The organism is Treponema sp. JC4 (assembly GCF_000260795.1).
GTDB lineage: Bacteria > Spirochaetota > Spirochaetia > Treponematales > Treponemataceae > Treponema_D.
On sequence record NZ_AJGU01000031.1, the window covers coordinates 1 to 26,368 of the forward strand.

21 protein-coding genes and 2 pseudogenes are annotated in these 26,368 nt (G+C 39.8%); 7 read left to right on the forward strand and 16 right to left on the reverse strand.

Annotated elements, in window-relative coordinates; translation table 11 throughout:
• Window positions 1-186 precede the first annotated feature (186 nt).
• Complete coding sequence (locus MSI_RS10470) at window positions 187-1,176, forward strand: D-alanine--D-alanine ligase (protein ID WP_009106712.1); 990 nt, start codon at window positions 187-189, stop codon at window positions 1,174-1,176.
• Here MSI_RS10470 and MSI_RS10475 read toward each other — a convergent pair.
• From MSI_RS10475 to metG, 5 genes are read right to left on the reverse strand one after another with little or no spacing between them, the layout of a single operon-like run.
• Complete coding sequence (locus MSI_RS10475; protein WP_009106713.1) at window positions 1,168-4,269, reverse strand: tetratricopeptide repeat-containing diguanylate cyclase; 3,102 nt, start codon at window positions 4,267-4,269, stop codon at window positions 1,168-1,170. The two genes, MSI_RS10470 and MSI_RS10475, sit on opposite strands and share 9 nt — an antisense overlap.
• 25 nt (window positions 4,270-4,294) lie before the next feature.
• Complete coding sequence (locus tag MSI_RS10480; RefSeq protein ID WP_009106715.1) at window positions 4,295-4,504, reverse strand: hypothetical protein; 210 nt, start codon at window positions 4,502-4,504, stop codon at window positions 4,295-4,297.
• Between the two features lie 3 nt (window positions 4,505-4,507).
• The gene (locus MSI_RS10485) at window positions 4,508-5,170 is read right to left on the reverse strand and encodes a thiamine diphosphokinase (protein ID WP_009106718.1); all 663 of its coding nucleotides are present in this window, start codon (window positions 5,168-5,170) and stop codon (window positions 4,508-4,510) included.
• 33 nt (window positions 5,171-5,203) lie between these two features.
• Window positions 5,204-6,502 (reverse strand): peptidoglycan bridge formation glycyltransferase FemA/FemB family protein, encoded by a 1,299-nt coding sequence (locus MSI_RS10490; RefSeq protein ID WP_009106721.1) that lies wholly within the window; start codon window positions 6,500-6,502, stop codon window positions 5,204-5,206.
• Between the two features lies 1 nt (window position 6,503).
• Window positions 6,504-8,810, reverse strand: a complete 2,307-nt coding sequence (metG, locus tag MSI_RS10495) for a methionine--tRNA ligase (protein WP_009106723.1) — start codon at window positions 8,808-8,810, stop codon at window positions 6,504-6,506.
• Between the two features lie 265 nt (window positions 8,811-9,075).
• Between metG and MSI_RS10500 the strand changes: the two genes are divergently transcribed.
• The 4 genes from MSI_RS10500 to MSI_RS15150 are packed head-to-tail and all read left to right on the forward strand — an operon-like array spanning window position 9,076 to window position 12,703.
• The gene (locus MSI_RS10500; protein ID WP_009106726.1) at window positions 9,076-10,077 is read left to right on the forward strand and encodes an ABC transporter substrate-binding protein; all 1,002 of its coding nucleotides are present in this window, start codon (window positions 9,076-9,078) and stop codon (window positions 10,075-10,077) included.
• A complete protein-coding gene (locus MSI_RS10505; protein WP_009106728.1) occupies window positions 10,056-11,702 on the forward strand; it encodes an iron ABC transporter permease in 1,647 nt (548 codons plus the stop codon). Before MSI_RS10500 ends, MSI_RS10505 begins: the two co-directional genes overlap by 22 nt.
• Window positions 11,686-12,069 (forward strand): ABC transporter ATP-binding protein, encoded by a 384-nt coding sequence (locus tag MSI_RS15030; protein ID WP_009106729.1) that lies wholly within the window; start codon window positions 11,686-11,688, stop codon window positions 12,067-12,069. The genes MSI_RS10505 and MSI_RS15030 overlap by 17 nt, the downstream gene beginning before the upstream one ends.
• A complete protein-coding gene (locus MSI_RS15150) occupies window positions 12,020-12,703 on the forward strand; it encodes an ABC transporter ATP-binding protein (protein ID WP_009106731.1) in 684 nt (227 codons plus the stop codon). The genes MSI_RS15030 and MSI_RS15150 overlap by 50 nt, the downstream gene beginning before the upstream one ends.
• Before the next feature lies 1 nt (window position 12,704).
• Here MSI_RS15150 and MSI_RS14090 read toward each other — a convergent pair whose 3' ends face one another.
• The 11 genes and pseudogenes from MSI_RS14090 to MSI_RS10565 all read right to left on the reverse strand — a co-directional run bounded on the left by MSI_RS14090 (window position 12,705) and on the right by MSI_RS10565 (window position 25,377).
• Window positions 12,705-15,494, reverse strand: coding sequence for a cellulase family glycosylhydrolase (locus MSI_RS14090; RefSeq protein ID WP_009106732.1), 2,790 nt, complete (start codon window positions 15,492-15,494; stop codon window positions 12,705-12,707).
• 41 nt (window positions 15,495-15,535) lie between these two features.
• On the reverse strand, window positions 15,536-15,850 hold the full coding sequence (locus MSI_RS14890) for a cellulase family glycosylhydrolase (RefSeq protein ID WP_009106734.1): 315 nt from the start codon (window positions 15,848-15,850) through the stop codon (window positions 15,536-15,538).
• Window positions 15,851-15,980: 130 nt separating this feature from the next.
• Window positions 15,981-16,688, reverse strand: coding sequence for a hypothetical protein (locus tag MSI_RS14095; protein WP_009106736.1), 708 nt, complete (start codon window positions 16,686-16,688; stop codon window positions 15,981-15,983).
• 9 nt (window positions 16,689-16,697) lie between these two features.
• Entirely contained in the window at window positions 16,698-18,140 is a 1,443-nt protein-coding gene (locus MSI_RS10530) for an OmpA family protein (protein WP_009106738.1), read from the reverse strand.
• A gap of 14 nt (window positions 18,141-18,154) precedes the next feature.
• On the reverse strand, window positions 18,155-19,933 hold the full coding sequence (locus tag MSI_RS10535) for an adenylate/guanylate cyclase domain-containing protein (RefSeq protein WP_009106741.1): 1,779 nt from the start codon (window positions 19,931-19,933) through the stop codon (window positions 18,155-18,157).
• A complete protein-coding gene (locus MSI_RS10540) occupies window positions 19,930-21,582 on the reverse strand; it encodes a response regulator (RefSeq protein ID WP_009106743.1) in 1,653 nt (550 codons plus the stop codon). Before MSI_RS10540 ends, MSI_RS10535 begins: the two co-directional genes overlap by 4 nt.
• Window positions 21,579-22,388 carry a protein-glutamate O-methyltransferase CheR gene (locus tag MSI_RS14100; RefSeq protein ID WP_009106746.1) on the reverse strand — a complete coding sequence of 270 codons (810 nt, stop codon included), beginning with the start codon at window positions 22,386-22,388 and terminating at the stop codon, window positions 21,579-21,581. Before MSI_RS14100 ends, MSI_RS10540 begins: the two co-directional genes overlap by 4 nt.
• A gap of 12 nt (window positions 22,389-22,400) precedes the next feature.
• Window positions 22,401-23,441 (reverse strand): chemotaxis protein CheB, encoded by a 1,041-nt coding sequence (locus MSI_RS10550; RefSeq protein ID WP_009106748.1) that lies wholly within the window; start codon window positions 23,439-23,441, stop codon window positions 22,401-22,403.
• Window positions 23,438-23,812: pseudogene (locus tag MSI_RS10555) on the reverse strand (chemotaxis protein CheW); the annotation flags it as partial. The pseudogene MSI_RS10555 and the gene MSI_RS10550, both read right to left, overlap by 4 nt.
• Before the next feature lie 36 nt (window positions 23,813-23,848).
• Window positions 23,849-24,703, reverse strand: a complete 855-nt coding sequence (locus MSI_RS10560; protein ID WP_009106752.1) for a methyl-accepting chemotaxis protein — start codon at window positions 24,701-24,703, stop codon at window positions 23,849-23,851.
• 83 nt (window positions 24,704-24,786) lie between these two features.
• Window positions 24,787-25,377, reverse strand: a complete 591-nt coding sequence (locus MSI_RS10565) for a hypothetical protein (RefSeq protein WP_009106754.1) — start codon at window positions 25,375-25,377, stop codon at window positions 24,787-24,789.
• Between the two features lie 99 nt (window positions 25,378-25,476).
• On the opposite strand from MSI_RS10565, the gene MSI_RS10570 reads away from it, so the two are divergent.
• Both MSI_RS10570 and MSI_RS10575 read left to right on the forward strand, forming a co-directional pair.
• Window positions 25,477-26,121, forward strand: a complete 645-nt coding sequence (locus MSI_RS10570) for a YgjV family protein (RefSeq protein ID WP_255324534.1) — start codon at window positions 25,477-25,479, stop codon at window positions 26,119-26,121.
• Window positions 26,122-26,186: 65 nt separating this feature from the next.
• A pseudogene (locus MSI_RS10575) lies at window positions 26,187-26,368 on the forward strand (hypothetical protein); the annotation flags it as partial.

Genomic DNA, 26,368 nt, shown 5'->3' on the forward strand with positions numbered 1-26,368 from the left:
GCACGGTAATGAACTTGCTGAAAAATCGCAGCATTTTGAATATAAAATCCTAGCCCAGAGGGAAACTCGCCGGAGGAAGTCGCAGCTTTAATTGAAAACTGTAAGCCGGACCTTGTAATTGCGGCAACCTACTGGGTAACGCCTTTTGACTGGCTTCCTATTAAAGACGCCCAGGTGGCAGAAATATTGAAGATAAAAGGAATCAAGGTTATCTGCAATACTCTTGATGTAAGCCTTATGAGCTTTGATAAAATCCAGACTCATTCTTTTCTGGAACTGAATGGCTTTCCGGTTGCAAAGGCAGTTTACGTTCACCACGAGCTTTTCTGGGCAGAAAGAAACCGGGCAGAACTCAAGGAAAATCCCTATAAGGAAAGTGTATTTTTCCGCATAAAGAATATGAACTTTCCAGTTATCATAAAGGATACTTCCGGGCTTTCAAGCTACGGAATGGAAGTCTGCCACACTTTTGGCCAGGTAAAGAACTTTTTGAACGGCAAGAAAAACAACGGAGATAAGATTGTAGAAGAGTTTGTAAAAGGCCCTCAGTTTGCAATGGAAATCTGGGGTACGCCGGAAAGCGGCTACAGAGTTTTTAAGCCTTTTATGGTAAGCGTAAACCAGTACGGAATCACAAGCCCAAAACAGAGTGTGAAGATCGGGCCGGTAGGAGGCACTGAAGCGTTGGAAGAAGGCACATGCACACACGAAGGTGCCTTCCCCCTCGCCGCCCTCAATACTGAACTTCTACGTCTTGCAAAGCTGATAAATGTCAACGGAATCTGCCAGGTGGATTTTGGCTGGGATGAAGAAAACAAGCGTTGGGTGATTTTTGAGCTGAATCCACGTCTTAGCGGTATGAGCCAGCTGCAGTTTGAAAGCCAGCTTGGCTGCCCATACGGAAAAGAACGCCCTGCCATGTCCTTAAAATTCCCGATTCTGGAAGCCGAGGTTTTACAAAAACTCAGCTCTATGCCTTTTGTAAAACACGTTACCCAGACTGTAAACGACCAGGCAAAACAGAACCGAGAACATGGTTACTGCGAAGTTGTTTTAACGGCAGAAAACTTTGATCAGCTGAAAGAAAATTTAATTACCCTTGATAAAGAATTTTCTGCCTTTATGGAAAAAAGCTTTTTTAATACCGCAATGAAGCTTTTTGAGCGCTTAAAGTAAATCCTTTACCTTAAGCCAGTTAGATACAGAACCCCTGCTCTTTTCGCGGGTGTATTTCAGGGCCTTGTCCGCATTTCTCATTACTTCAGTAAGATTTTCCGGGGCTGAAATATCAGAGTTACTGCATAAGCCCATACTGAAACCAATTTTTTTGTTTTCAGGGATATCAAGATCCTGTCTTGTGAATTTCTTAAGTTCAGTAAGGAAAAAGTCCTCTTTGGAAAGTTCAATATAAAGTCTCTGACACATACGCTCTGCTTCAAGAGGAGATGTATCGCTCATTACAACGACAAACTCATCACCACCGTAACGGCATACAAAATCAATTCTTCTGAGGGTTTTCTTCAGAATTTCTGCAAAGCTTCTGAGAAGGAAATCTCCTACAATATGTCCGAATTGCTCGTTGTAATATTTAAAATTATCAATATCAATCAGGGCAATTGCTTTCTGAATAATCTGGCCTTTTCGCTTATGGAAACGTTCTATTCTTTCACTTTCAAGAGTCAGATGACGTAAAAGGGCTCGTCTATTTGGCAGGGCTGTAATTGGATCAGTTGCATTAATAGCTGCCATATTTTCATTCTGCTGGAAAATAACAAGCTGGCTCTGAATATTTGCAAGAGCAATATTTACAATCTGAACAACTGTATTTGAAAGCTTTTTTCCATAAGGAATAATTATCAAAGCCCCATGATAATCAAACTTTGAAAGATTGCAGTAATAGAATTCAAAATCTGAATCAAAAATAAGTTCAAGCTTATCCTGATTTCCATATTTCTGATAAAGATTTTCCCATACGTTTTCCGGTAAAAGTTTTTCCTTTGTGCTGCTTTGGGCAAAAGAAGTAACGTTTGCCCATTTTTTTGAAAGTCCCAGCTGGGCAAAAGTTACCGACTGGGCTGTAAGGAATTCACAGATCAGGTAAGAAATTTTTTCAAGATATGCTTTGCTTCCTGAAATTATTCCACTGTAAGAGTTTACCTTATTAATAAACTGATATTCATTAATCTTATTGTGCAGGGAATTAATCGTATAATCTTTCGCTGCCTTATCTTCAAGCATTCTAAGATTAATGTTTAAAGGTGCAAGCTTTGTAAAACTCTTTACGTAATCTGCAAGTGTATATTCCTTTTTGTTTTTATAGAAATGAACAAGGCTGTGCTCTTTTGCAATTTCTAATCCCTGATTGAAAATCTTTTCTGAAAGTTCTTTCTGTTCAAGTCTGTCCAGTAAAATTGCATACTCATAAAGAATGAAAACAATAATATGATTGTACTTTTCAAGTTTTTTGAGCTGATTTACTGCTGTTGTTAAATTCTTTTCAGCCTTATCATAATCTCCGTTTTTTGCCGTAATACAGGCCTGAATAAAAGGAATAAATGGCTTGCAATTATCGCTTATGTCCTTCATCCCGCTTGAAAGAAGAGAAAGATTCATTTCTGCATGGAAAAAGTCCTGATTGTAAATATCAACAACAGCCTGGAAAGAGTAAAAATCATTTGATTTTGGAATGTAGGAATTAATTGCGACATCATCTTTTACAAACTTCTGATACAAATCAAGAAGAGTCAGGGTGAGTTCTTCTGCTGTCTCATAATCATGGAAGTAGAAGGCAGCCTGAGCCTGATTTTTCAAAAGCTCCATGATTAAAGGATAATCTGATATCATGAAAAGCTGGGAAATTATATCGTTTAATACGTTGTAAGCTTCCTTTATATGGGCAATCCTCAGGTTGAAGTCAGAAATTCCGTTTTTAATTCGTAAAAGCTGTTCAAGATCTCCAAGCTCTGTCCTGATTTTTTCAGCCTTGTCAAAATCCTTTCGGGCAGAATTGATATCGCCGTTATATTCATCATGAATGGCCTTCCAGTGGTAAACAGCCGCAACAAGATGCTGATTTTTTATTTCTGTGGCAATACGCTCTGTTTTTTCAAGAATGTTTGAGAAAATCTTTTCATTCTTTTTGTTTTCAAAAATTTGAGATGGAAAATGAAGGGCTGTATTAAGATAGTTATTATTTAAATCGCATCTTAAAAGAATATCCATTGCTTCCATGTATTTATCATTGAGAATGGAAGCTTCATCCCGGCTTGAAGAAAAATAGTCCAGCATGTATGCAAGGGCATATAAATAGGATTTTTTATTTTTTGCATCACTGAGTTTCTGAAGTACCTGCATTGCATATTTTTTTGCAAGCGGAATCATAGATTTGGAAATATAGATTTTTGAAAGATAGATTTTAGCCCTCAGTTCAAAAATATCATCAATTCCTGAATCAGAAATATCTGCAAGAAGAACGGCCGCCTTATCAAAATCAGAACCGGAATAATAAGCAAGTGCTATTTCCAATGCCAGTTCCCTTTCCTGCTTTACACTTGTTGCCTTTGCAAGTTGTTCAAGGCCTTCGCCGGCAAGTGAAAGAACAGTCTTAAAATCAAGAAAGAGACGGGCATTTTTAAGAGCATTAATCAAATCTTCCGGAGTAAGCTCTGGGAGAGCATCTTCAAGGTCATTTCCATATTTTTTTTCAAGATTAAACTCACAAAGCGCATTTGAACTTCTTTTTATCAGCTTTAAAAAATCCATTATGGTTTTTCGTGCTGTAAGAGGATTTTCAGAATCAAAGCAGAAAATGAATTTTCCCTTCATCTGGCTTTCTGAAAGTTCCCGGGCTATTTGCAAGGCGTCAGAATTCATTTGCTGGGCATTAAGGAAAATGTAATTTGTTCCGTCGTTCTGATCTTCAATTAATTTTATGAGGGAGTTTTTAAGTTGAGTTTTTTCGTAAATAACTTCATCTTCAAGTATGATATCCTGGCGTTCTGTTGCAATTCCGTTGTGAATATAGGTTGCAAAGGTTTCCAGTTGAGGTGGATAAACAAGAGCTTCAAGAGTCTTAAATGGCGGATTATAAAAGCGAAGCAGTTCAAGAAATGGTTTTAAAGGTGAAAAATCGTTTAAGAGATTAATAACACAGTAATCATCTCCAAGAATTTTTGGAATCTGACTCATAGTTGATGAATCTGATGTTATATAGCAGGTGTTCTTACAATTACAAATAAAATCTATAAGGAACTGTTCATTTTTTACCATATTATAAAATTATAACACAGTATTTTTAGTTATCAAAATTATTTTGTTTTTCTAAAAGCATTTCAGCGTCGTCCCGTCCCTGATGCTGTTCAAGTTTTGTAAAAGATTTGAGGGTCTCTCCTGCCTGTGAAGATTTACCTGCCCCGTATTTCTTTTTCTGATGCTGTTTCAAAACCTGATTGATTACAAAGGAAGACGACCGGTTCATAAGTGAATAATATTCTTTATCGTCCATAAATTACTCCATCTTTGAAAGGATGATGATGAGAGTGCCCTCTTCCACCGAAACTTCTGCCTTGTCTGCAGTCCACTCGTTACTAAGACCGTAAGGGGCACTCTGCTGCATTATCGCCCCATTCAGGAGCCAGCGGGTTCCCTCTTCTGTAACTCCCCGGGATTCGTCACAAAGAGAAAAAACTGAAAGCGACCAGCCTTCTTTTTTAGGAATTGTGATTGAACGGTCTTTTATAACTATGATTTCGTCTTTTTCCGAAAAAAGGCGGGCAAGGCCGAAGCGGTCTGCAATAAAAGAAAGCGTCTGAATATTACAGAAAAGATGATCAAAACGGCCGCCCATTGCGCAGATGAAGGTAAAATCGTCGCAGCCTTCTTTTATGGCGTATTTTACGGCAGCCAGGGTGTCGGAGTCGTCTTTATCACGGGAAAGTTTTATGATTTTGTGGGTGGATTTCGGGGTGGGAGTGCCGTTTTCCCGGATGTCAGCATCACCTTCCGACCCGCTGTAAGAATCAAAATCTCCGATTACGACGTCAGGTGTAAAAGAAAGTCTTTTTGCATACTCCCAGCCCTTATCGCAGGCGATTACAAAATCAGCCTGGTCATAAAGGCTGCGAGGGGCTGCAAAAAAATCTCCGCCGGAAATTACAAGGCACTTTTTCATCTTTTAACTTTTCCTACCTAAGCGCAAGTGCCCCTAACGTCCGCGAATCTTCTTGAGCACTTTTTTGTGCCAGAAGGCTCTCAGGTTTTCTGCCATGGTACAAAGCGAATAGATTGCTTTAAGCTGTACGTCCCAGCTTCCAATGCGGTGAATATTTTTTCCGCCAAAGCCGGTCTTAAAAAGATAAAGGCCGTGCATAGGATGATTTTCGTCATCGGTAGGAGGCATTCCGTACATGTCGTAATAGGCGCTTCCGTAAGCCTTTGCATCCTTCATTGCAGTCCACTGCAAAAGGAAGTTTGGCATAAGGTTTCGCTTTACATTGCTTGAGCAGCCGTAAAGGTAAATGCTTTCTGTCTTAGAAAAAAGCGTGATGATTGCGCCAAGATAATCTTCTTCATGGCGGGCAAGATAAAGACTGATTTGAGGCACGTCCTTTCCATCGGCTATTTCTTTAGCCGAAGAACGCAATAAATCCTCGTAATATGATTTTGGATGAATTGCAATGCCGTCACGCTCAGATGTAATCTTGTATAATTCGTAGAATTTGTCTAATTTTTCAGACAGATTACTATCGTTTCCTAAGATTTTTTCTATCTCAACGCCTTTTTTTTCTGCCAGACGGATATTGTAGCGCCATTTTGACTTCATGCGGTTGAGTATTTCATCTTCATCCGCAGTTAAATCAATCTGAGTTGAGTCAGGAGGCTGAATGTCTACGCGGGTCTTTTTGAGTTTCAGGCGGTCTGCATAAGAAACAACTTTAAGTCCGTAATTAAAGGTGTCGCGGTCAAAAGGATTTCCGAATTCAACTGCCGGGTCAAAGCGTACGCAGATGCAGTTTTTCGGAAGATAAGATTTGAGTGCACCCGCGATTTCTGCAATAAAGCTGGCAAACTCAATGCTCTGAGTTTCGGGCGTTACAAGAGTTTCATCTATCAACACAGACTGTTCGCTCTCCAGACTATCAAAAGCAGAGTCGATTTTTTCTTCGCTTGTGCATTTGTACAAAAGCGATGGAAAAAGCGGAATGTATGCAAGACTGAAAAGTCCTTTTGCAAATGAACGTACAAGAACAGAAACTTCGTAAGTGCGCTCTTCCAGAATCTGATTTTCCGAATGCTCGTGCTGGCTATGACCTTGGTCTGTAGAACAACTTCCACCTTCGCAGTCCCGGCTTCCCCTTTCAACCGGCACTTTTGCGCTCATTTCAAAGCGCAGATACTTCCAGCCATGTTTTGCTTTAAATTCGCACCAGAAGGGAGTCTGTAAAAAACTTCCTTCATTGGTGAGACTTGTATTTTCAATTTTTGAGAGTTTAATATCAAACATATTAAGCAATATCAGAGTTCAAAGCTTTTTCAGTTTTGATTTCTTTGCAGTCTGCAAGAAGTTTTTTGCCTGCAATCTGAACGCTGCCCTCTTTTGCCGCAATCTGAACAGAGAAGAACTCATCACCTGTGATTTCAGCCTTCTTTGCAGCAGTAGCGTCTGCGCCTTCAAGAACAACTTTTGTACCAGGTGCTGCCCAGCCTGCATCCAAAACTTCAACGCATTCTTTTCCGTCTACTTCGTAGTGACCAGCAAGAAGCATACCGCGGCTTTCTACTCCACGCATTGTACGTGGTGCGAGGTTAGAAGCAATTACAACGTGCTTTCCAAGAAGATCACTTTCTTTAAGGAATGTACGGAGTCCAGACTGAATTGTACGAGGAGTTCCGCTTCCATCATCAAGAGTTTCGATATAAAGCTTTTCTCCTTCAGGATTTGGCTTTACGTCTACAATCTTTGCAACTGTGAGTTCGATATTCTTATTAAAGAAGTCGGCCTGCTGGTCAAGTGGAAGTATCACAGGTTCTGCTTTTTTAGCCTTCTTTTCTTTCTTGTCTTTTTTAGTCTCAGCTTTATTCTGTTTACCGCCGAATTTTTCGCGGAAGGCAAGCATAGTCTTCTGATCCATTGGCTTAAAGTAAACTTCTGTTGGACCTACACTTGTAAGACCTTCGAGTTTGCCAAGGTCTTCCCAGGTATATCCAGGCTTTGTTTCCATTCCAACCTTGCTTTCCTGAATTGACTTGCCAAAGTAACTCATGATTTTCTGAGTGTACTGTGGCATATAAGGATTCATCATAATCATCAAATCCTTAATTACATAGCAGAGATTGTGAATAAGGCTTTCTGCCACTGCAGGATTTTCTGTACGTGCCTTCCAAGGCTCTGTTGCCTGGAATTTCTTGTTACAGATGTCAGAAATTTCAAACATTGTGTGGAAAGCGTCCTTCAAATCAGCCCATTCAAGAGCTTCTGTTGCCTTTGCCTCAAGCTCGCGAACCTTTGTCCAGAGCTCTTCGTCTACAGGGGCATCAGGAATCTTTCCTTCATAATATTTATTTACAAACAAAAGTGTGCGGTTTACAAGGTTTCCAAGGTTACCAATCAGTTCGCCGTTAAGCTTTTCCATAAAGTCTTTCCAGGTGAACTGATAGTCCTGTTTTTCCGGGCGGTTATAGAAGATGTAGAAACGCCATGCATCAGCAGGGATTCCAGACTCAATAGCGTCAGAACCGAATACACCAATTCCAAGACTCTTAGAGAATTTTCCGTCTTCGTAGTTTAAGAACTCAGTTGAAGACATGTGGTGAAGTTTTGTCCATTCGTGAGGAGAACCCAGCATTGTACAAGGGAATACTACAGTGTGGAAAGGAATATTGTCTTTTCCAATGAACTGGAAGAGGTCAACCTTAGGCTTATTCTTTCCTTCTTCACTCTCGCTAGGAAGCCACCATGATTTCCAGTCAAAAGACTGCTTTCCGGCTTTTACGAGTTCATCTGCCAGCTGCTTTGTAATAGAAAGATATCCGATTGGAGCGTTGAACCAAACGTAGAATACCTTGTTTTCATAGCCAGCCTTTGGAACAGGAATACCCCACTTCAAATCGCGGGTAATTGCACGTTCCTGAAGACCATCACGGATCCAGGCTTTTGTCATGTTGATAGCGTTATCAGACCAGCGGCCTTCTACGCTTGCTTTATCCATCCAGGCATTAAGCTTTTCGCTCATTGCAGGAAGGTCGATGTAAAGATGTTTTGTTTCGCGAACTTCCGGTGTAGAACCACAAGTATGACAGCGAGGATTCTGCAGTTCAATTGGGTCAAGCAGAGAACCGCACTTATCACACTGGTCACCGCGGGCCTTTTCGTAACCGCATTTAGGACAGGTTCCGTCAACATAGCGGTCTGCAAGGAACATGTTACAGTGAGGACAGAAAAGCTGCTTGTTTACGTGCTCGTGAATGAGTCCTGCCTTATCAAGGTCGTTGAAAAGAGCCTGAGTAATTTCTGTACACTGCTCGTTAGAAGTGCGTCCGAATTTATCAAAATTGATATGGAACCATTCGTAAATCTTTGTGTGCTCACCATAGTAGTGGTCACAGAGTGCGCGAGGTTCTGTTTTTTCTTCCAGAGCCTTAGTTTCTGTTGCAGTTCCGTATTCATCAACACCGCAAACATAAAGTGTGTCGTAACCACGGCTGCGGCAGAAACGTGCAAAAACGTCGCCCGAAAGCGACTGAATTATATTTCCCAGGTGAGGGATGTTATTAACGTATGGTAATGCTGCTGTAATAAGTCTTCTGTTCATTTACAAGTCCTTGTACCGCCCGCAAAGGGACGGCCTTCTATAATAATCAGAATATAATATCAAATTTTCTCTAAATATTAAATACAGTGGATTTGTAAATCTGGTATTATTAAAAATAATTAAAATTGACTATATTCATAATATCAGATTTAATATAAATTAAGCAAAAGAAAATACGTCTGGTCAAGGCACGCTTCGCTTAAAGCCTTGACTCAGCCGTTTTAAGGGTTTGTATTAAACCCTTAATAAAAGTGAGGTCAAGCTTATGAAAAAAACTATCGGTCTTTCTTTGTGCGGCATTCTTGCCCTGGCTTTATTTACTGGCTGCGAAAAAAAAGAAAAACAGTCTGTAAGTATTTATTCAATCATTCACGAAGAAGAAACTCAGGCTCTTACAGAGCTTTTTACTAAAAAAACAGGCATTCCTGCAAAATTCCTTCGCGCCTCTACTGGTGAACTTGTAAACCGTGTTCGGGCAGAAAAAGATAATCCTCAGGCAGATATTCTTTTGGGTGGTGCAACCTCTTATCACATTCAGCTGGATAAGGACGGAGCCCTTGAATCTTACCGTTCGCCTGTTGCAGCTAATCTTCCAAAATATGCAGTTGCAGAAGACGGAACCTGGACTGGTTTCTGTGTTCTTTCTCTTGGAATAGGAATTAATGAAGACCGCTACAATCAGAAGTTTGCGGGTATTCCTGTACCTAAAACCTGGGATGATTTAGTAAATCCTGCATATAAAGGCGAAATCGTTCTTACAAACCCGGTTGCCTCGTCTACCGCTTATCTTTTTGTTCAGAATCAGCTTCAGCGTCTTGGATGGGAAAAAGGCTGGGATTATCTTTTGAATCTTGCAAGCCTTGTTGGTCAGTTCCCGGACAGCGGATCTGCCCCTGGACGTCTTATTGGAACTGGTGAATATGCCCTCAGCGTCACCTTCCTTCATGTAGTCAACAAATACCGTGCAGACGGCTTTAAGGTTTACACAATTGCGCCGCCTGAAAGCGTTGTAGATATTGACTGTATTTCTATCATGAAAAATACAAAGAATCTTGAAGCTGCCAAGAAGTTTGTTGATTTTATGCTTTCTGTAGAAGCTCAGGAGTTGATGAGTTCAATTGACTTTACAATGCCGGTAAATCCCGAAGCAAAAGGTGCAGAAGGTTCAATTCCTGTTACTCAGCTTGATTTAATTGAGTATGATGTAAATAAAGCTGCCGCTCAGAAGGACCAGGTATTGGCAAAATGGACTGCAGAAGTAAAATAAACTTACACAGGTTCAAAATTGAAGACAGTCTCCCCCTAACCCTTGTCTGGCTGGGAGTCTGTCTATTCCTACTGATTTGTATTCTTTCTCCACTTGTTTACGTGCTCTTAACACCAACAAAAGCTGATTTTGTAAAAGTTGCCGGCACTGCAGTCTGGAGAAAAACTGCCCTGAATACCCTGATAGAAGTAATCTGTTCGACAACGGCCGCCGTGGCAATTGGTTATGCCTATGCCTTTGCGGTGGTAAAAGGCGCAGTTCCCTTCCGCCGCTTTTTCTCTTTTGTGCCATTTTTACACCTGGTTACACCGCCCTTTGTAGGGGGCCTTGCCTTCATCCTGCTTTTGGGACGCCAGGGCTTTATTACAAAAACGCTGCTTGGACTGGATGTAAGTCTTTACGGATTTCCGGGTCTTTTGATTGCTCAGGCTCTCTGCTTTTTCCCAATGGCCTATATGATTTGCGTGCAGACTCTGGAAAACATAAATCCTAATCTTGAACAGGCGGCACGGTCGCTTGGCGGGGGCCATTTAAAAATCTTTTTGAAAATCACACTTCCCCTTTCTCTTCCCGGCTTGATTTCTTCTGCCCTCTATATTGCGGTTTCTGTAATGAGTGATTTTGGAAACCCTATGATTGTTGCAGGCCGTTACAAAGTCCTTGCCGTAGAAATCTATACCCAGCTTACCGGCTGGATGAACGGAAGAATCAGCGCCGTGCTTGGAATTATCCTTATTATTCCTTCAATCATTCTTTTTATTCTGCAGAATAAGTTTGTTTCAAAAAATATGGAAAAGCTTGCGGTAGTAGGTGGCCGTTCTCAGCTGACTGCAGAAAATAAGCTTCCTCTTTTGTCCCGCATTCTCCTTACAGCCTTCTGTACTTTTATAACCCTCTGCGTATTTTTACAGTTTGCGGCAATTATTGCGGGAGCCTTCCAGAAAGTCTGGGGAGTTAATTTTACCCCGACTTTAAGTCACATAAAAACAATCGCCCGCTGTAAAAAAGAATTATTAAACAGCGTTCGCTTTGCCCTTGAAGCAGCCACCATCAGCACTTTTATTGCAAGCCTTGCTTCTTATTTTACCTTCCGCACAAAAGCGCCGCTTGGAAAATACATAGATGCTGTAATCCAGCTGCCGGCCGCAGTTCCGGGAACTTTGTATGGACTTGCAATTTCCCTTCTTGCAGCCAAGCTCAATTTTTATAAATCAAACATCCTGATTGTTATGGCAATCACAATAGGCTTTATTCCTTTTTCTTACCGGGCAATCAGCGCATCATATTCGCAGATTAAAAAATCACTTGATGACAGTGCCCGCGCCCTTGGAGCTTCCGGCTTAAAACTTCTCTTTTTTATTCTTATGCCGCTTTCCAAAGAAGGACTTTTCAACTCTTACATTTATGATTTTATGCGGGGAGTTGGAACTATGAGTGCGGTAATCTTTTTAGTTTCTTTTGACACACCGCTTTCTTCGGTAAAAATACTAAACCTTGCAGAAGAAGGATTCTGGGGTGACTCAGCAGCCCTGGCTCTTGTTCTGACTCTTATAACCTTTGCAGTTTTACTTATTGGAAAATCAACGCTAAAATTATGGGGACGCAAAAATGAAAGACTTTTCTGATTTTGAAGCCGCTTTAAGCATTAAAAACGTAACTTTCTCTTATAAAACCGGAAAAAATCTGCCGGAATCGCATGCAACAATAGAAAATCTTTCTCTGGATGTAGAAAAAGGCTCTTTTACAACCCTTTTAGGCCCAAGCGGCTGCGGAAAAACTACCCTTTTACGACTGATTTCAGGCTTTTTAGAGCCTGCCAGCGGAGAAATCGAACTTTTTGGCGTAAATCAAAAAGGAATTGCGCCGGACAAAAGAAAAATCGGAATGGTTTTTCAGGATTACGCGCTTTTTCCTCATATGACGGTGCGCCAGAACATTCAGTTTGGACTTAAAATCAAAAAAGACAGGGATTTTCAGAAAAAAAACATCTGATATTGCGGCAACCCTTGATTTATCATCTCTTTTAGACCGCTATCCAAATGAACTTTCCGGCGGCCAGCAGCAGAGAGTTGCCCTTGCCCGTGCTTTTGTATTAAATCCACAGATTTTACTTATGGACGAGCCTCTTTCCAGCCTTGATGCAAAACTGCGTGAAAAAGTCCGAGAAGAACTGCGCTCAATTCAAAGGGAATTAAAAATTACCACTGTTTACGTTACTCACGATCAGGAAGAAGCACTTTCCCTTTCTGACCGAATTGCAGTTATGAACGGTGGAAAAATTTTGCAGTATGGTGTTCCCCGCGACCTTTACTTTAAGCCTCACGACAATTTTACAGCCGACTTTGCAGGCCGGGCCAACTTTATAGAACTTGACGGCGAGCCTTACATCATCCGCCCGGAATGGTTTGAACTCAATAAAACAACAGCCCGTGGAGATGTAGAAGGCATCGTAAAATCAGCAAGCTTTCTTGGCGACCGAACCCGTTTTGTAATTCAGACAAAAACAATTGAAGGAAAGGCCATTCAGACAAGTATTACCGCAGACTTAAAAACTCTGGATACAAACTCCCTGGAGGCAGGAAGCCCTGTTTCTCTTAATATCAATCACAAGTGGTATAACAGCTAAGCTAATTTTTGCTTATTCTGTGAGCAAGATTTTTCCAGAGGTTTGAAATATAGGCATCCCTCAGTCTTAAATGCTGAGGAAGTGTCGGTGTCCTGTCATAAAGCATGTGTAAATACTGATCTTTGGCTCCTTTAAAATCAAGAATTTCAAGTGTATAAACGCTTGGAACATCGGGATGATAGGAATTACGGATAGAAACTATTGTTCCCTTTAATTTCAAATCATAAATATCAGAAGAAATTAAAAGTTCAATCGGCTCTCCAAGATAAAGAATGCCTGCCTGGTCTGTAAAAATATCAAGAGAATGTTCTGTAAGTCTTGTTGTAACTCCATCAGCCTTTGTTCCGTCTTCCTTAACAAGACTTATTGCTTCTGTAGCATAGACTTTTACATTTTCCCCGTCATTATCACGGCCAATGATAATAAAGAGGCTCATTGCCAGATAGTAAGCATTTCTTACCAGCCAGAAAACAACAGCAAGAATTCCAACATACTTCATTACAAAAAGCATATAGCCCATGCGGATAATACCAGCCAGCGTCAAAAGCAGGATAATTACAAATGGAATAAGGGCTCTTTTATCAACGACCCTTTTTAAGCTTACCTTATCCTTTCTTGTAACTTTAAAGGTTGAAAGACTAATACCCAGTCCCTCTTTGATTACCGGAATTAAAAGGAAAGGCATTACTGAAGTTTCATAAATACCGCTCCACTGGGCAGAAATTTTTCCCTTACTTGTAGTTCTTATAGAAACAGTCTGCATTACATGCATAGGAAGCCAGAAAAGAAGAAGATCTGTCAGATTACATTTAAAAATCGGAATACAGAAGACTGCAAACATCAAGGGCGAAAGAAGATAAATAAAGTTTTTGATAGGAGAAAACCAGTAAAGCACAGAACTTAAGTAGCTCAATTTCTGCGACAGTGAAAGATTTTTCCCGCGGAAGAACTTAAGCTGCTTTGCCGTTGCAATAACACCCCGTCCCCATCGGGTACGCTGCTGAATATGTTCTTTAAATGAAGACGGCGCAATGCCAGATGCCAGGGGCCTAGAAAGGCCAAGGCTCAGATATCCTGCAGCTTCAATCAGCATACCGGTTGCAAAATCTTCTGTAATTGACTTTGTATAAAAGCCCCCGATATCCTCAAGAGCCTTACGGGAAAGAATTGTGTTAGAACCACCGTAAATGACACTGTTGCTGGAGGTTTTAGCCGCTTCAATTATATCGTAAAAATAATCCTGTTCATTTGGAACAATGTGTTCTGCATAAAGATTGTGCTGAAAAACATCAGGGGTATAAAAGCTTTGAGGTGTCTGGATAAAACCCAGGTGACGGCGCTTTTCAGGAGGAAGTTTTTCATTGATATGCTCTGCATCTACAAAATATGGAATTGTATTAAGAAGGAATTTTCTCTGCGGAATCATATCTGCATCAAATGTGACAACATAAGGAGACTTTGTCCTTGCAAGTGCCGCGTTTAAATTGCCAGCCTTTGCTCCCTGATTATCAGGCCGGTCAAAATAATTAATGCCAAGTTCGCAAGCCAGCTCTCTCATTTGAGGCCTGCGGTTATCATCACAAAGATATATATGAACCTTTGACTTATCAGGATATTCCATATACTTACAGCCGATGATGGTCTTACGTAAGATTTCTACCGGTTCATTGTAAGTAGCAATAAAAATATCAACATGGGGATAGTCTTCATCAGAAATTTCTGGAAGGGGATGATTTTGCAGTTTTAACATTCCGCTGAAATGAATGAGAGATTCTCCAAAACCAAGAAGCTCAACTGCAAGAAGTAGTAAGTTTCCCGCAATTGCAATCCGCCCATAGGCAAAAGGAATAGAAAATGTAAGACGCCAGCAAAGATAAATCAGCGTAGCGAAGGTACTTAAAAAGAGGAATAAATCTCCGATAAAATGATTTTCATTCTTAGAAGCGGATTGTTTTCCTTCAGTAACCTGCTTATATTTTAATAAATCATCATAGCTGGAAATTTTCTTATGCTTAAAGTGTTTTCCAACTTTATGAAGAGTAAATATTAAGAGAAGAATAACAAAGATTGGAAGGGCAAAATGAAGCCAGACCATATAAGGTCTTGTCCGCCAGAGAACTTTCAGTTCATACAACAAATTAAACTTAAGTTGAATAGAATCAGGATTTTCACCATGAAAAAGAGCCCTTGCAAAATATCCGTAAGAAGTTAAATCTTCATTAATCAGATATTTCGTGGCACGGGAATCTTCTTTTATAATTGCCGCAGATTCTGCCTTGTTTGATAAATTCCAGATTGTATAGCTCAAATGAAGGGAATCAAGAAGATCAAACCAGATTTTACTGCTTTCAAAATCAATTTTTCCGTTGCCGGATTCTTCACAAAAGCCGCATTCAGAAATAAAAATCGGAGTTCCGCCCCCTACAACTTCAATAAGCTTTTCCCTGAAATCCTCTTTATGAGAAGCCGCATAAAAATGGTAAGTATACATTATGTTTGGAAAGTCCAAAGGATCTGCCGCTGCAAACTGAATTTCGCGGTCAAAATTTGGGGTTCCTACAAGAATAAGGGCATTTTGATTATGTCTTCTGATTACAGGAATTACAATGTTTGCGTATTCCTTAATATCTTCCCAAGAGCAGTCGCCGTTTGGTTCATTACAGATTTCATAAATCACATTGGGAATGTCTGCATATTCTTTTGCAATCTGATTAAAAAAATTTACGGCTTCTGGTAAATATTTATTGGGATTTTTATCTTCAAGGACATGCCAGTCAACAAGGACGTACATATCATTTTGAACTGCATATTCAATTCCCTTGTGTAAAAGCCTTAAGTTTTTTTGCGGTCGCCGTTTACATAATCTTCCGAGTACATGGCAAGGCGGATAAGGTTTGTATTCCATTCCGTACTCAGCTGATTAAAAAGCTTATAGTTTATGTACTTTGGAAACCAGGAAAGACCGTGGGTACTAACACCATTCAGCACTACCCGCCTCTGATTAGAATCGTAAAGCTCACTTCCTTCTACATGAAGAAGCCCGCTTGTAGAAGGTCTTGCAGTAAAAGAAAGCTGTGCAAAAGCCCTGCTTCCGGAAATAAAGAATAATACTAAAATGAGTGTTATAAAAAGTTTTCTTATATGCACGCAATCAGTATATTACACAAAATTCCGGACTGCAATTTTTTTTTGGTTAACAATTAAACCTGTGTAAGGCCGCTGGTCGGCCGGTGTTCAATCGAAAAGCGTTAAAAAAATTGCGTCAGCAATTTTTAGCTTAACAATTAAACCACTGTGCCGCAGTTTCGTCTGCAAGCTGAATAAGAACAACAAGAGGGTTCTGCAAAAAGTTTGAATAGTTATAGCCTTCAGATTCGCTTAAATCAGAAAAACCCATGTGGCGGCTTACAGCTTCTAAAACATGGCGCTTTTTGATGTAAGACGGCATGATTTCAAGCAGCTTTAGAACAGATTCATTTCCATGTCCAAGATTGCGGTTTTCTGCCTTTGATTTATAGTAAGGCTGTTTTATCCAGTTACCGGTTATATCCTTTGCATTTCTGTATTCCACACCGTAAAAATCAGTTTTACAAAAGTCGTGAACTAAAGCCGCAACAAAAATATCTTCTGCAGTAACAGGATATTTTTCTGCATCAGGGCTTGTCCAGAAGTTTTCTAAAAGAGGTCGTGCCAGCAGCAAAGACTGCTGAATAACCTTTAGGGTGTGAAGACTGAGGCCTGCCTTAAAGTTTCCGTGAAAACGGGTGCTTGCCGGGGCTGTCCAGAAATCTGAGGAATCAAGCCAGTCTAAAAGGCTTGCGGATTCATTTTTATCTTTAATGATATAGCCTGTCATTTCTGTGATGCAGGGTTTAATAGATTCAAGTACGTAAGTTCCGTTAGCCTGAATTGGACTGAATTGATTAAAAATATCCAAAAGTTCATTTAAATCTGTGTATAAGTTTTCTTTTTCTTCTTCTGTCATAATTAATTCCTATTCAAGTATTGTAATTTCAACTCGTCTGTTTCTTGCTCTTCCTTCTGCCGTTGAGTTATCAGCTACAGGCTTATTGCCTCCGCTTCCCTTACAGATAAAGCGTCCAGCCTGAATACCGCATTTTGCAAGTTCTTCTGCAATTGCATGGGCACGGCTAAGGGAAAGTTCCATCTCACCTTCTGTGCTTCCAACCCTTGCAGTATGTCCTTCAATTAAAAACTGAGATTGTCCTGCCTCTTTTAGAACCGCTGCAATATTATCCAGGCGTTTCTGCTCTCCCGGAAGAAGTTTTGCGCTGTCTGCTTCAAACTGTAAATCCTGAATTGTAAGGCGGAGTCCTGCCGGAGTCTGGTCTACAGTAATGGCCGCTGCATTCTTTTTGGGAAGCTCAGGCAATTCGTCCGGCTGGAAGGCTGTCGTTAAATCCCTTTTTGTTTCCGGCTCTAAAACTTCCTCATAAGCTTCAGCAAGATTTTCATGGGTGTCAGCTAAATCCGCCATAGCAATTTCTATTCTTTCTTCAGCTATATCGTTATCAGTGCCAGGAACTTCTTTTTCTTCAACCACCACAGCAAGAGCTTTTTCAGGTACTGCCCTGAGTTTTTCCTCTTCCTCTTCATCAATCATGGCAAAACGGCGTAATGCAGGAAGAAGTCTGTCGCGGTTTACGCTTGGAGGATATTCCGTAAAGAGATTTATTGTTCCCTTAAGGTGAATCTGATTTCCGTCTGCGTAAACAAAGGTTTCATCAACACTATCGCGGACAACAAGGGCTGCCCCGCTTGCCTTGCTTACTAAAATTGAAGCCTTGTGAGTTCCCATTGCCTTCTGCAGTTCCCGGTCTCCGCCCCAGTCAATATAGGACGTGCCGCTTCCCATTCCGTAACGGGTTGCCCACTGGGCATTAATGCGGTAGACAGGTTCTTCGTTCAAGGTTTCGTCACCAGCGTAAGTGTATTCTACGTAAATAGGCATTTTTGTAACGATTCCCTTGTTCAAAGGGTCAACTGCCCTTTCTGCCTTTGCCTGCCAGCGCTCGCCAATCTGAATTTTGTGGCCAGGATAGCTTGGAAAGCTTCTGAAACTCGGGTAACCGTGGTCTTCTACCATAGTTAAAACCCCGTCCTTTCCGATTCTGAAAACAGAAAGAATTGAATCGTGAATACCAGAGGCTACTGCAGAAGTATTTCTTTGAGTTTTTTCGTTTACAAAAAAGTTTCCTTCGTAAAGATAGCCGTTATTCTGAGAAACCGGCGTAATAAAGGAACGAACTTCCCGGCTCATAAGGCCTACATATTTGTTATTATCATAACGTAGTAAATCCGTACGCTCTACCAGAGTATAGGTGGGACTTCCATTATATGAAATCTGGCTTTGTGCCCAGCCTGCCACCGTAATGGAAAGCAAAAATCCTATTATTAAATATTTTTTTAAAATCATAAGCGAATTATATATTATTTTTCATTAAATGCGATAGCTCCGTCCCAGTTTTGCGGTGGATTTTCAATAAAATCTTCGCAGCGGCTCAGCATAAGTTTTGTTGCCTTGTCTTGCGGGGCTTGTTCAAGTGCCTTGTCAAAATATTCTTTTGCCAGGTTAAATACCCCTTTCTGATACAAGGCCAGACCCTTATCGTAGGAATCACGGTATTCAAAAGAAAAATCCGACTCATCCTGGTCTACAGCATAAATAGGAACAGCTTTTGCCTTTCCCTTTACCTTTACGTCGTCCAGGTGGCGGAAAATAAACTCATTTGTTTTGATGTCATTTTTTACAGAGGCACTTACAAGAATTTTTGTTCCGTATTTTTTTGTAAGTCCTTCAAGACGGCTTGCAAGGTTTACGTTATCACCAATTACAGAATAGTCAGTTTTATCATCAGAACCGATAGAACCAACAATTACGTCTCCATAGTGAATTCCAATTCCGGTTTCAAAAGACATGCCGTCTGGAAGAACAAGATCTTCCAATGGTACTGTTGAAAGGGCTTGTCTCATCTCGTTGGCGGCTGCAACTGCCCTTCTGGCGTTATCCTCGTAGCTGACCGGGGCACCAAAAAGCGCCATGATTGCATCTCCAATAAATTTATCAACTGTACCGCCATGCTTTTTGATGATTGTAGTCATGGTTGTAAAGTATCTGTTCAAAAAGCCTACGATAACTTCCGGTTTATTTTTTTCACTTATATTCGTAAAGGAACGGATATCACTGAAAAGAACCGCAACATCTCTTTTTTCACCGATTGCAACCCTTTCATTTTTTTCAGCTTCGTCTACAAGCTCATCAATAATCTGTTCCGGAACAAAGCGGCTGAAGGCCTTCCGGATGTTTCTTTCAAACTTAAGCTTTTGTTTTTCCTTAAGAGCTGTTTCAAGCAGTAAGGCAGCTTCCTTTACCATGTAAGAAAAGATTTCTGTCTGTTTTACAGTAAAGGCACCTTCCCGCACAACGTGAAGTGTTCCAAATCGTCTTCCATCACTGTTGGTAAAATCAAAGGTTTGATAAGCAGAAAGAGGAATTACGTCGGAATGATATTTTTCAAGCTGAACTTCACTGCCTAGCTTTTGAGGAATAAAGTTTGTCATATTCTGATTTGGAAAGCGTTCTTCAAAATCAGTCTGACATACCTTAAGAAAATCATTTGTTTCTGCTTCTGTAAAATTAGCGCCACAAATATAGTAGCCTGCAGCACCATCCTCATCATTAAGAATTATAGAGGCTGCAGGAATCTGACATACTTCTGTTATAAGGTCAAGAAGCTCGTTTACAATTTTTGGAAGGGCTTCCAGATGGTCAATCATAAAAAAGATTTTCTGGAAGCTGCCGTTTTTGATAGTATCGTATTTTTCCGGTACAGCAAGTTCTGTATTCTTTTTTTCGCAAAGTTCTTCTATATTCTGGAGAATATCTTCCGGCTTAAAAATGATAAAAAGGTCTGCTCCGCAGGTGGTTTTAAATTCTGCGGGGAATACAAAATCACTTGTTACGTAAATTCCAATCGGGATATTCTTAAAGCGGGAAACACTTTTAATAAGGCGGCAGATTTCTATACAGGAAGGATTCATGTTGCGGGCATTAATCAAAATTGCATCCGGCAGCATATTGTAAAGAGTAACTAAAAATCTGATTCCATTTGTATCAAAAGAAAGCTCTAAATCTGATTTTTTAGTGCATTCTTTAAAAAGCGCCTGAAGAGTTGTTGTTGGTTCTAAAATAAGGATTTGCCTTTTCATTTATGCCCTCCGGAAACTTTATTTCCAAAAAACAGGTCAATTTTTTGAATTAATGTGTCTCGCTTAAAATCAGATTTACTTATAAAAGCATCTGATTTTAGAATATTTTTATTTGAAACTGCAATTACAGGAATTTTTGCGTAATTTTCCATGCGACGGACGTTATCAAGGAAGAGTTCTCCGTTCATACGCGGCATATCATCATCACACAAAATCAAATCGAATTGAGTTTCCTTAACTTTTGCCATAGCTTCAATTCCGTCTGCAGCCTCTTCTACCATAAAGCCCTTACCGTCAAGAATTGTATGCTCAATAAGACGGGTGGTCTCGGAATCTTCTACAACCAGTACCCTCTGAATTTGTTTTCTGGTCTGAGCTTCAAAGACTTTTACGTCGTAAGGGCGCATAGAACGGAATTTTTTCATGATTTCAGGAATATAAAGAATTGGAATCATGTCGTATTTTTCATCAAAGGCAAGGCCTTTTAAAATCGGGAAATTTGCAAAGGCTGGCGGCATAGGCTTTTTAATAAGAGAAACAAACTTCTGCATCTTGTCTACAATAATACCAATCTTCTGCTGCTGAAAATTAACTATAATAATTGAATCAAGAACCGCATGCTCCTTTACGGGGCTGCCCGGCAAAAGTGAAGAAAGCGAATAAACAGGAATCTCTTCTCTTGTTTTTTCTGTGCCGGATTCGTTTTCCTGAATATAAATCAGGTATTTCTGGTTCATCTTTTCTTCATAATCCAGGGCGCTTCCTGTTACAACATCCACTACAAACTCAGAAGGAATAAGATATTTGCGTCCGTTTGCCAGTACAAAAAAGCCCTGAAAATCCTTATGATTCTGCAGAAAGTTATCATCGTGAATGTAACTCATCAGCTGGTCGTGGGAAAGTAAAAGAGAGTTCTGCAGGTTCTGAGAATCAATTGCAATCTGCTTAAAAGAATCTCTTGCAGTACGCATATCCCCATCTCTTACTGCATTTTTCAGCATTTCAACCTGATTCATGATTATGTAAGAACGGGCAATCATTTCTTCCTGCTGATTTATAAGGTTTCCAAGCTTTGAAGACTGAATCTGAACCAGGGGATCCTTTTCTTCTGCTTTTACTCTTTCAGTTTGACTGGCTTTTTCTTCTGAAGTCTCAAGAAGATATGTTTTTTCTTTTTTTGAAACAAGATGAGAGGCATTAAAAATTTCCCCGGCAAGTGCCTTATCAAGAAATAAAAGATAAGGATTTATGTCTGTTTCAAGCACCTCATCAAGCTGGCCTTTTTCAATAAGGTTGCAGACTGTAAAAAGCTTTTCTGAAACAGCTTCTAAAAGTACAAAAAGAGCCTCTGAAAAAGTCAGTTTTTTATCTACAATTGCCTTATAAACTTCTTCAAGAGCCCTGTAAAGTCTGTAAACCGGCTTAAATCCAAGAATAAGGGAGTTGTTTTTTGTAATGCAGATTACACGAAAGATTTCCCTGTCAATTTTCGGTCTGTCTTTTAAAGCCTGGGCAAGCCAGCGGGTTTCTAAAAGATAATTTTTAATTACCGGAGAATTTTCCAGCTCTATTGGAAGGATTTTTGCAGAGTCTTTTCCGTCCTGGGGTGAGAAAGTTTTATTAAAAAAATCGTTTCGCGTTTCTGTCATTTTTTTCGGAAATAAAATACCTTGCCTTCCGAGCATTTTTCCAGGTTTTTAGGAATTATTTTTGTGTCAATTGAAGCAATTTCGCTCATCGAAACAAAAAGGTAGCCTCCAGTACAAAGGCTTTCATTTACTATTTTTTCAAGAATCTGTTTTCTCATTTCCATTGTAAAATAAATGAATACATTTCTCATGAAAATAACATGTACGTTTTTTGGAAAGTCTTCTTTTTCTGAGCACAGATTTAACTGTTTTCTTTCAATTTTTGAGCAGACTTCCGCTGGAAAAAGAACAGACTTATCAATTTTCTGATAAGGAGCAAGAAGATAATGAAATTTTGCTCCATCTATTTTTTTTGTCGTATTTGAGGCATATTCGCCTTTACTGCATTTTTCAAGGACATGGGTATTGATATCGCTGGCCAGGCATTCTGTTTTTATTCCCAGAGACTGGGCCAGAAGATAAAGGGAATAAATTTCTTCACCGCTTGAGGCTGCTGCACTCCAGATTTTCATAGGAGAGGTTGCAAGTTTTGCCCGGATTTCTGGAAAAACTTTATCCTTTAAGAGGGAAAACTGTGCTTCTTCACGGAAAAAATAGGTTTCGTTAACGGTAGCAGCATTAATCAGAATATCAAACTCTTCTTTATTTAATCTAAGATATGAATGATATGGAAGTCCTCCAAGATTAATTTCTTTCATGCGCTTTTCAATAAAATTCCTGATTCCAATTTTATGACTTTCGCGCGGAACAATTCCTGTTTGAGACGTGATTAATGCTATTATCGAAAGAAACTCGTTTTCATCCATAAAGCTTAAACCTTATTTGACAAGTTTTAAAACTTCCTCCGCAATTTTATCCCGGGGGAAAACCCTTGTTGCAGCCTTCATTTCTATTGCGGCAGCAGGCATTCCAAAAACCGTACAGGTAGATTTATCCTCGCAGATTGTGTAGCCGCCGCCGTCGACAATTTCCTTGCAGCCTTCAGCTCCGTCCCGTCCCATGCCTGTCATTAAAACAGCAAGGCAGTTCTGCTGGTAATTTTTTGCAGCCGAACGGAAGAGTTTGTTTACTGCCGGTCTCAAAAATCTTTCCGGCGGCTCATCAGAAAGGTGCAGAACCGGAAGATCATTTTTTACATAATCAATTACCAGATGCTTGTCAGCCGGTGCCAGGTAGGCATGACCTGCTTTTGCAATTTCTCCCTCGCGGGCAAGACTCATTGGGATATTAGGACAGGTTTCGCAAAACCATTTAGCCATTTTTTCATCAGCCCCGATATCAAGATGCTGGGTATACAAAACTGGAAGTGGGAAATTTTTTCCAAGTCCTGAAAGCACCTGCTGAACGGCAGTAGGTCCACCAGTAGACGCTCCAATGCACAAAACCTTAAAGCCTTTTTTAGAAAGAGCACTGTGTACTGCTTCAGAAATTGAATATGCTGCAGAAAAAGAGCCGCTGATTGAACTTGCTGTAGTACCGGCAGTCTTTAATGCCGCCTTAACTTTTGAAACAAAGTCATTCATTGTCTGGGCATTGTAAGAAGAAAGAGGCGGTTTATTCAGAAAAAGACAAGCGCCAGCCGCCAGTGCCTCTGCCTTTACTTTTATATCGTCACAGTACATTACAAGCGGAATTCCAAGTTCCTTTGTAATTATTTTTGCTGCTTCTACGCCGTTTAATTCGGGCATATCATAATCGCTAAGAACAAAGTCAACAGGATTTTCCCGGCAAAAATCTACAGCCTTGCGCCCGTTTGAAACAAGTCCTGCTACTTCAAAATCATTAAGGCTAAACGCCTTTTCAAATAAGCCTCTTGTGATAGCAGAGTCATCTGCAATCAGCACACGAAGTTTACTCATAATTCCCCCACCTTCAGATCAGCCAGAAGCCTTTTTTCAACAAGATTTGCATCAAAAAAGGGAATAAGATTCATTTTATAACGTATTCCGTCAGCTCTTATATCGTTCTCATCCGGCTCAAAAAACATTTCTATATTTGATATATGAATGGCAAACTGATCGTCTTCCCTCTTGAAAACCAAAACTGTTCCACCTTCTATCTCACAATTTTCATTTCCATCCATTTTTGCAATATTTACAACGGTGTAAGGAAGTCCGCGACAATTTACAACTCCTTCAATGTAATCAGGTACAAAAGGAAGAGGATGAATTTTTGCAGAATGCATTATTTCCTGCACATAAATGGTGCTTATTGCAAACAGTTCTTTTTTTACAGAAAAACAAGAAAGTTTGCCCCGTGATTACTGTCACTCATCATGGCTTGCATTATTCAAGTCCTCAGAGATTTTTCTTACGTTTTCGGCAGCACCGGAAATGTTGTCTGTGGCAACTGTAAAGTTTTCTACACCGGCAGAGATTTCCTTAAGGGCAATAAGAATCTGTTCGCTTGCACTAGCCTGCTGCTGAATAATGTCTGCAATATCAAGGGCACTTGAAGCTGTAATTTCGGCGGATTTTTTGATGCTTTCGAACTTTTCACCAAGACCGTTTGCAGTTTCATAGCCGATATTGATTTTTTCTGTAGAACTTTCAGAGGCAAGAATAAGGGAATCCGATGAATGCTGGATTTCGTTGATTTTTTCCTTAATTTCCCGGGTTCCGTCAATAATACCGTCAGAAAGACGTCTGATTTCGTTTGCAACAATTCGGAAGGATTTACCGGCCTCGCCTGCTGTGCTTGCTTCAAGCTCCGCGTTAAAGGCAATGATTTTTGCCTGGTCTGCAACGTTATTAATCAATGTTACGATATCCCAAATAGATTCAATCTTTTCACTGAGGTTTTTAATACCTTCAATTGTCTGCTGGTTAGCGTCAAAAATCTCATGAAGCTGCTGAACATTGTCTTCAATTTTTGCAACACCCTGGGCAACGTCCGAAGAGGTAATGTTTGCAACATTTGAAACGTCCTTAATCTTTTTAGAAATGTTTTCCGAAAGAACGTTTGAATCTTCCATTGTGGCAACAATTTCCTTTACCGCCGCACTTGAATCCTGACTTGTAGCTGCTGTTTCCTTAGTCGAAACAACCAGGTTTTGAGCCGCTTCAAAAAGCTCTTCACCCATATGCATTTCTTTTTCTGCAGAAAGCCTGATTTGTGTCATAAGGCTTTTAAGCTTGAGGATGATGATTATAAATACAATAAAAATAACTGCAGAAATTGCAAAAATGATTGTGTATTCTTCTTTTAATCTATTTTTATGATAAAGGAAATTTCAAAATCACAGCCGATAAAACCAACATTTCTTCCGCTTGAATTTTTAATTGCCTTGTATGTAGAAACTGTCCAGCCCCAGCCTCTCTGATAAACCATTTTTGTAGAGGTAAGCTGTCCTGTTTTCATTGTTTCAAAAGGTGCGCTGGACCAGGAAGAAATATTTTCCTCTGTTCCCATTGGGGAAAAGCGTTCCTTATCACTTGGATCACAGCTTCCGTCAATAATGTAGCGGTAAGTTGAACCTGAAACCGGGCTCATAGTATAAAGATATTCACAGCCTACAACCTGGGCTACATCCAGCATCCAGAGTCTTGTCTGTTCTGCCCAAGGATCGTCTTTATTAAGGCTTAATGTTAATTTTTCGAATTTATCTCCGTCGATATGATCAAAAACTTTTTCTACAACCGGAGCGCCCTGCATTTTTGCAAACTGTTCTGCGGTTTTTATAATGCTCATGGCAGACATTAATACAACAACAATCAGGGCTGCTAAAATACCAAGGGCAGGAATTGCAATCAGCTTAAAATTAAGTGATCTTCTGTTTTTTTCTTTTTTTGACATCTTTATTGCCTGTAATCTTTTTTATTTTGAGATTTTAAGTTTAACATATTTTTAATCAAAATCAACACCCATATCTTCTAATATAGAAAAATATATACAATCTTCTTTCTTACAAGTATAATTTGTTTTATGAATATTAGTACTCTTATTGAACTTGTGGGCTATACTGGCTCCGTTTTAGTTGTTCTTTCTATGCTTATGACTTCGCTCAAAAAGCTTAGAATTGTTAATACTGCAGGCTGCGTTGTTTTTGCAACCTATGCCCTTGTTATTAAATCATACCCGACAGCCGGAATGCAGGTTGCGCTTATCATCATTAATATGATTAACCTTTATAAATTGACCAATACAAAGCGTGATTATAAGGTTGTAGAACTTCCGGTTAATGATTCAATTCTTACCTACTATGCGCATATTTATAGAGAGGATATTGAAAAATTCTTCCCCGGCGTTTTTGAATCTATCAATACTCAGGATGATAAAACAAAAGTCTACCTGGTTTTAAATGGTCCTACTGCTGCCGGAGTTATGCTTGCAGAAAAGCATGACTCTACACTGGATGTAAAACTTGATTATACTACTCCTGCTTACCGCGATACTTCTGTAGGTAAATTCCTTTATGATTACCTTGCAAAAAATGAAATTAAGCAGCTTTGTGTAAAAACTCAAGTTCCTGAACACGGAATCTATCTTAAAAAGATGGGCTTTGAAGAGAATGCAGGACTTTATCAAAAAACTTTGTAACTCTTTTCAAATATAAGGCTGATTTCTGCCGATAATTACTGTATCTAAGTCTTTGTGGAGTTTTTATGAAAAAGATTTCTAGTTTATTTTTATCATTTTTACTTGCTGCCTCGGTTTTTGCCCTTGAGGTTGATACTGATGAGTTAAAAAGCCTTACTGAAAATACTGAAATTGAATTCATAAACTACGAAGGCCCTCATGCGGTTATAAACTCTATTGCCCAGATTAAAGGCATAGGAAGTGATAT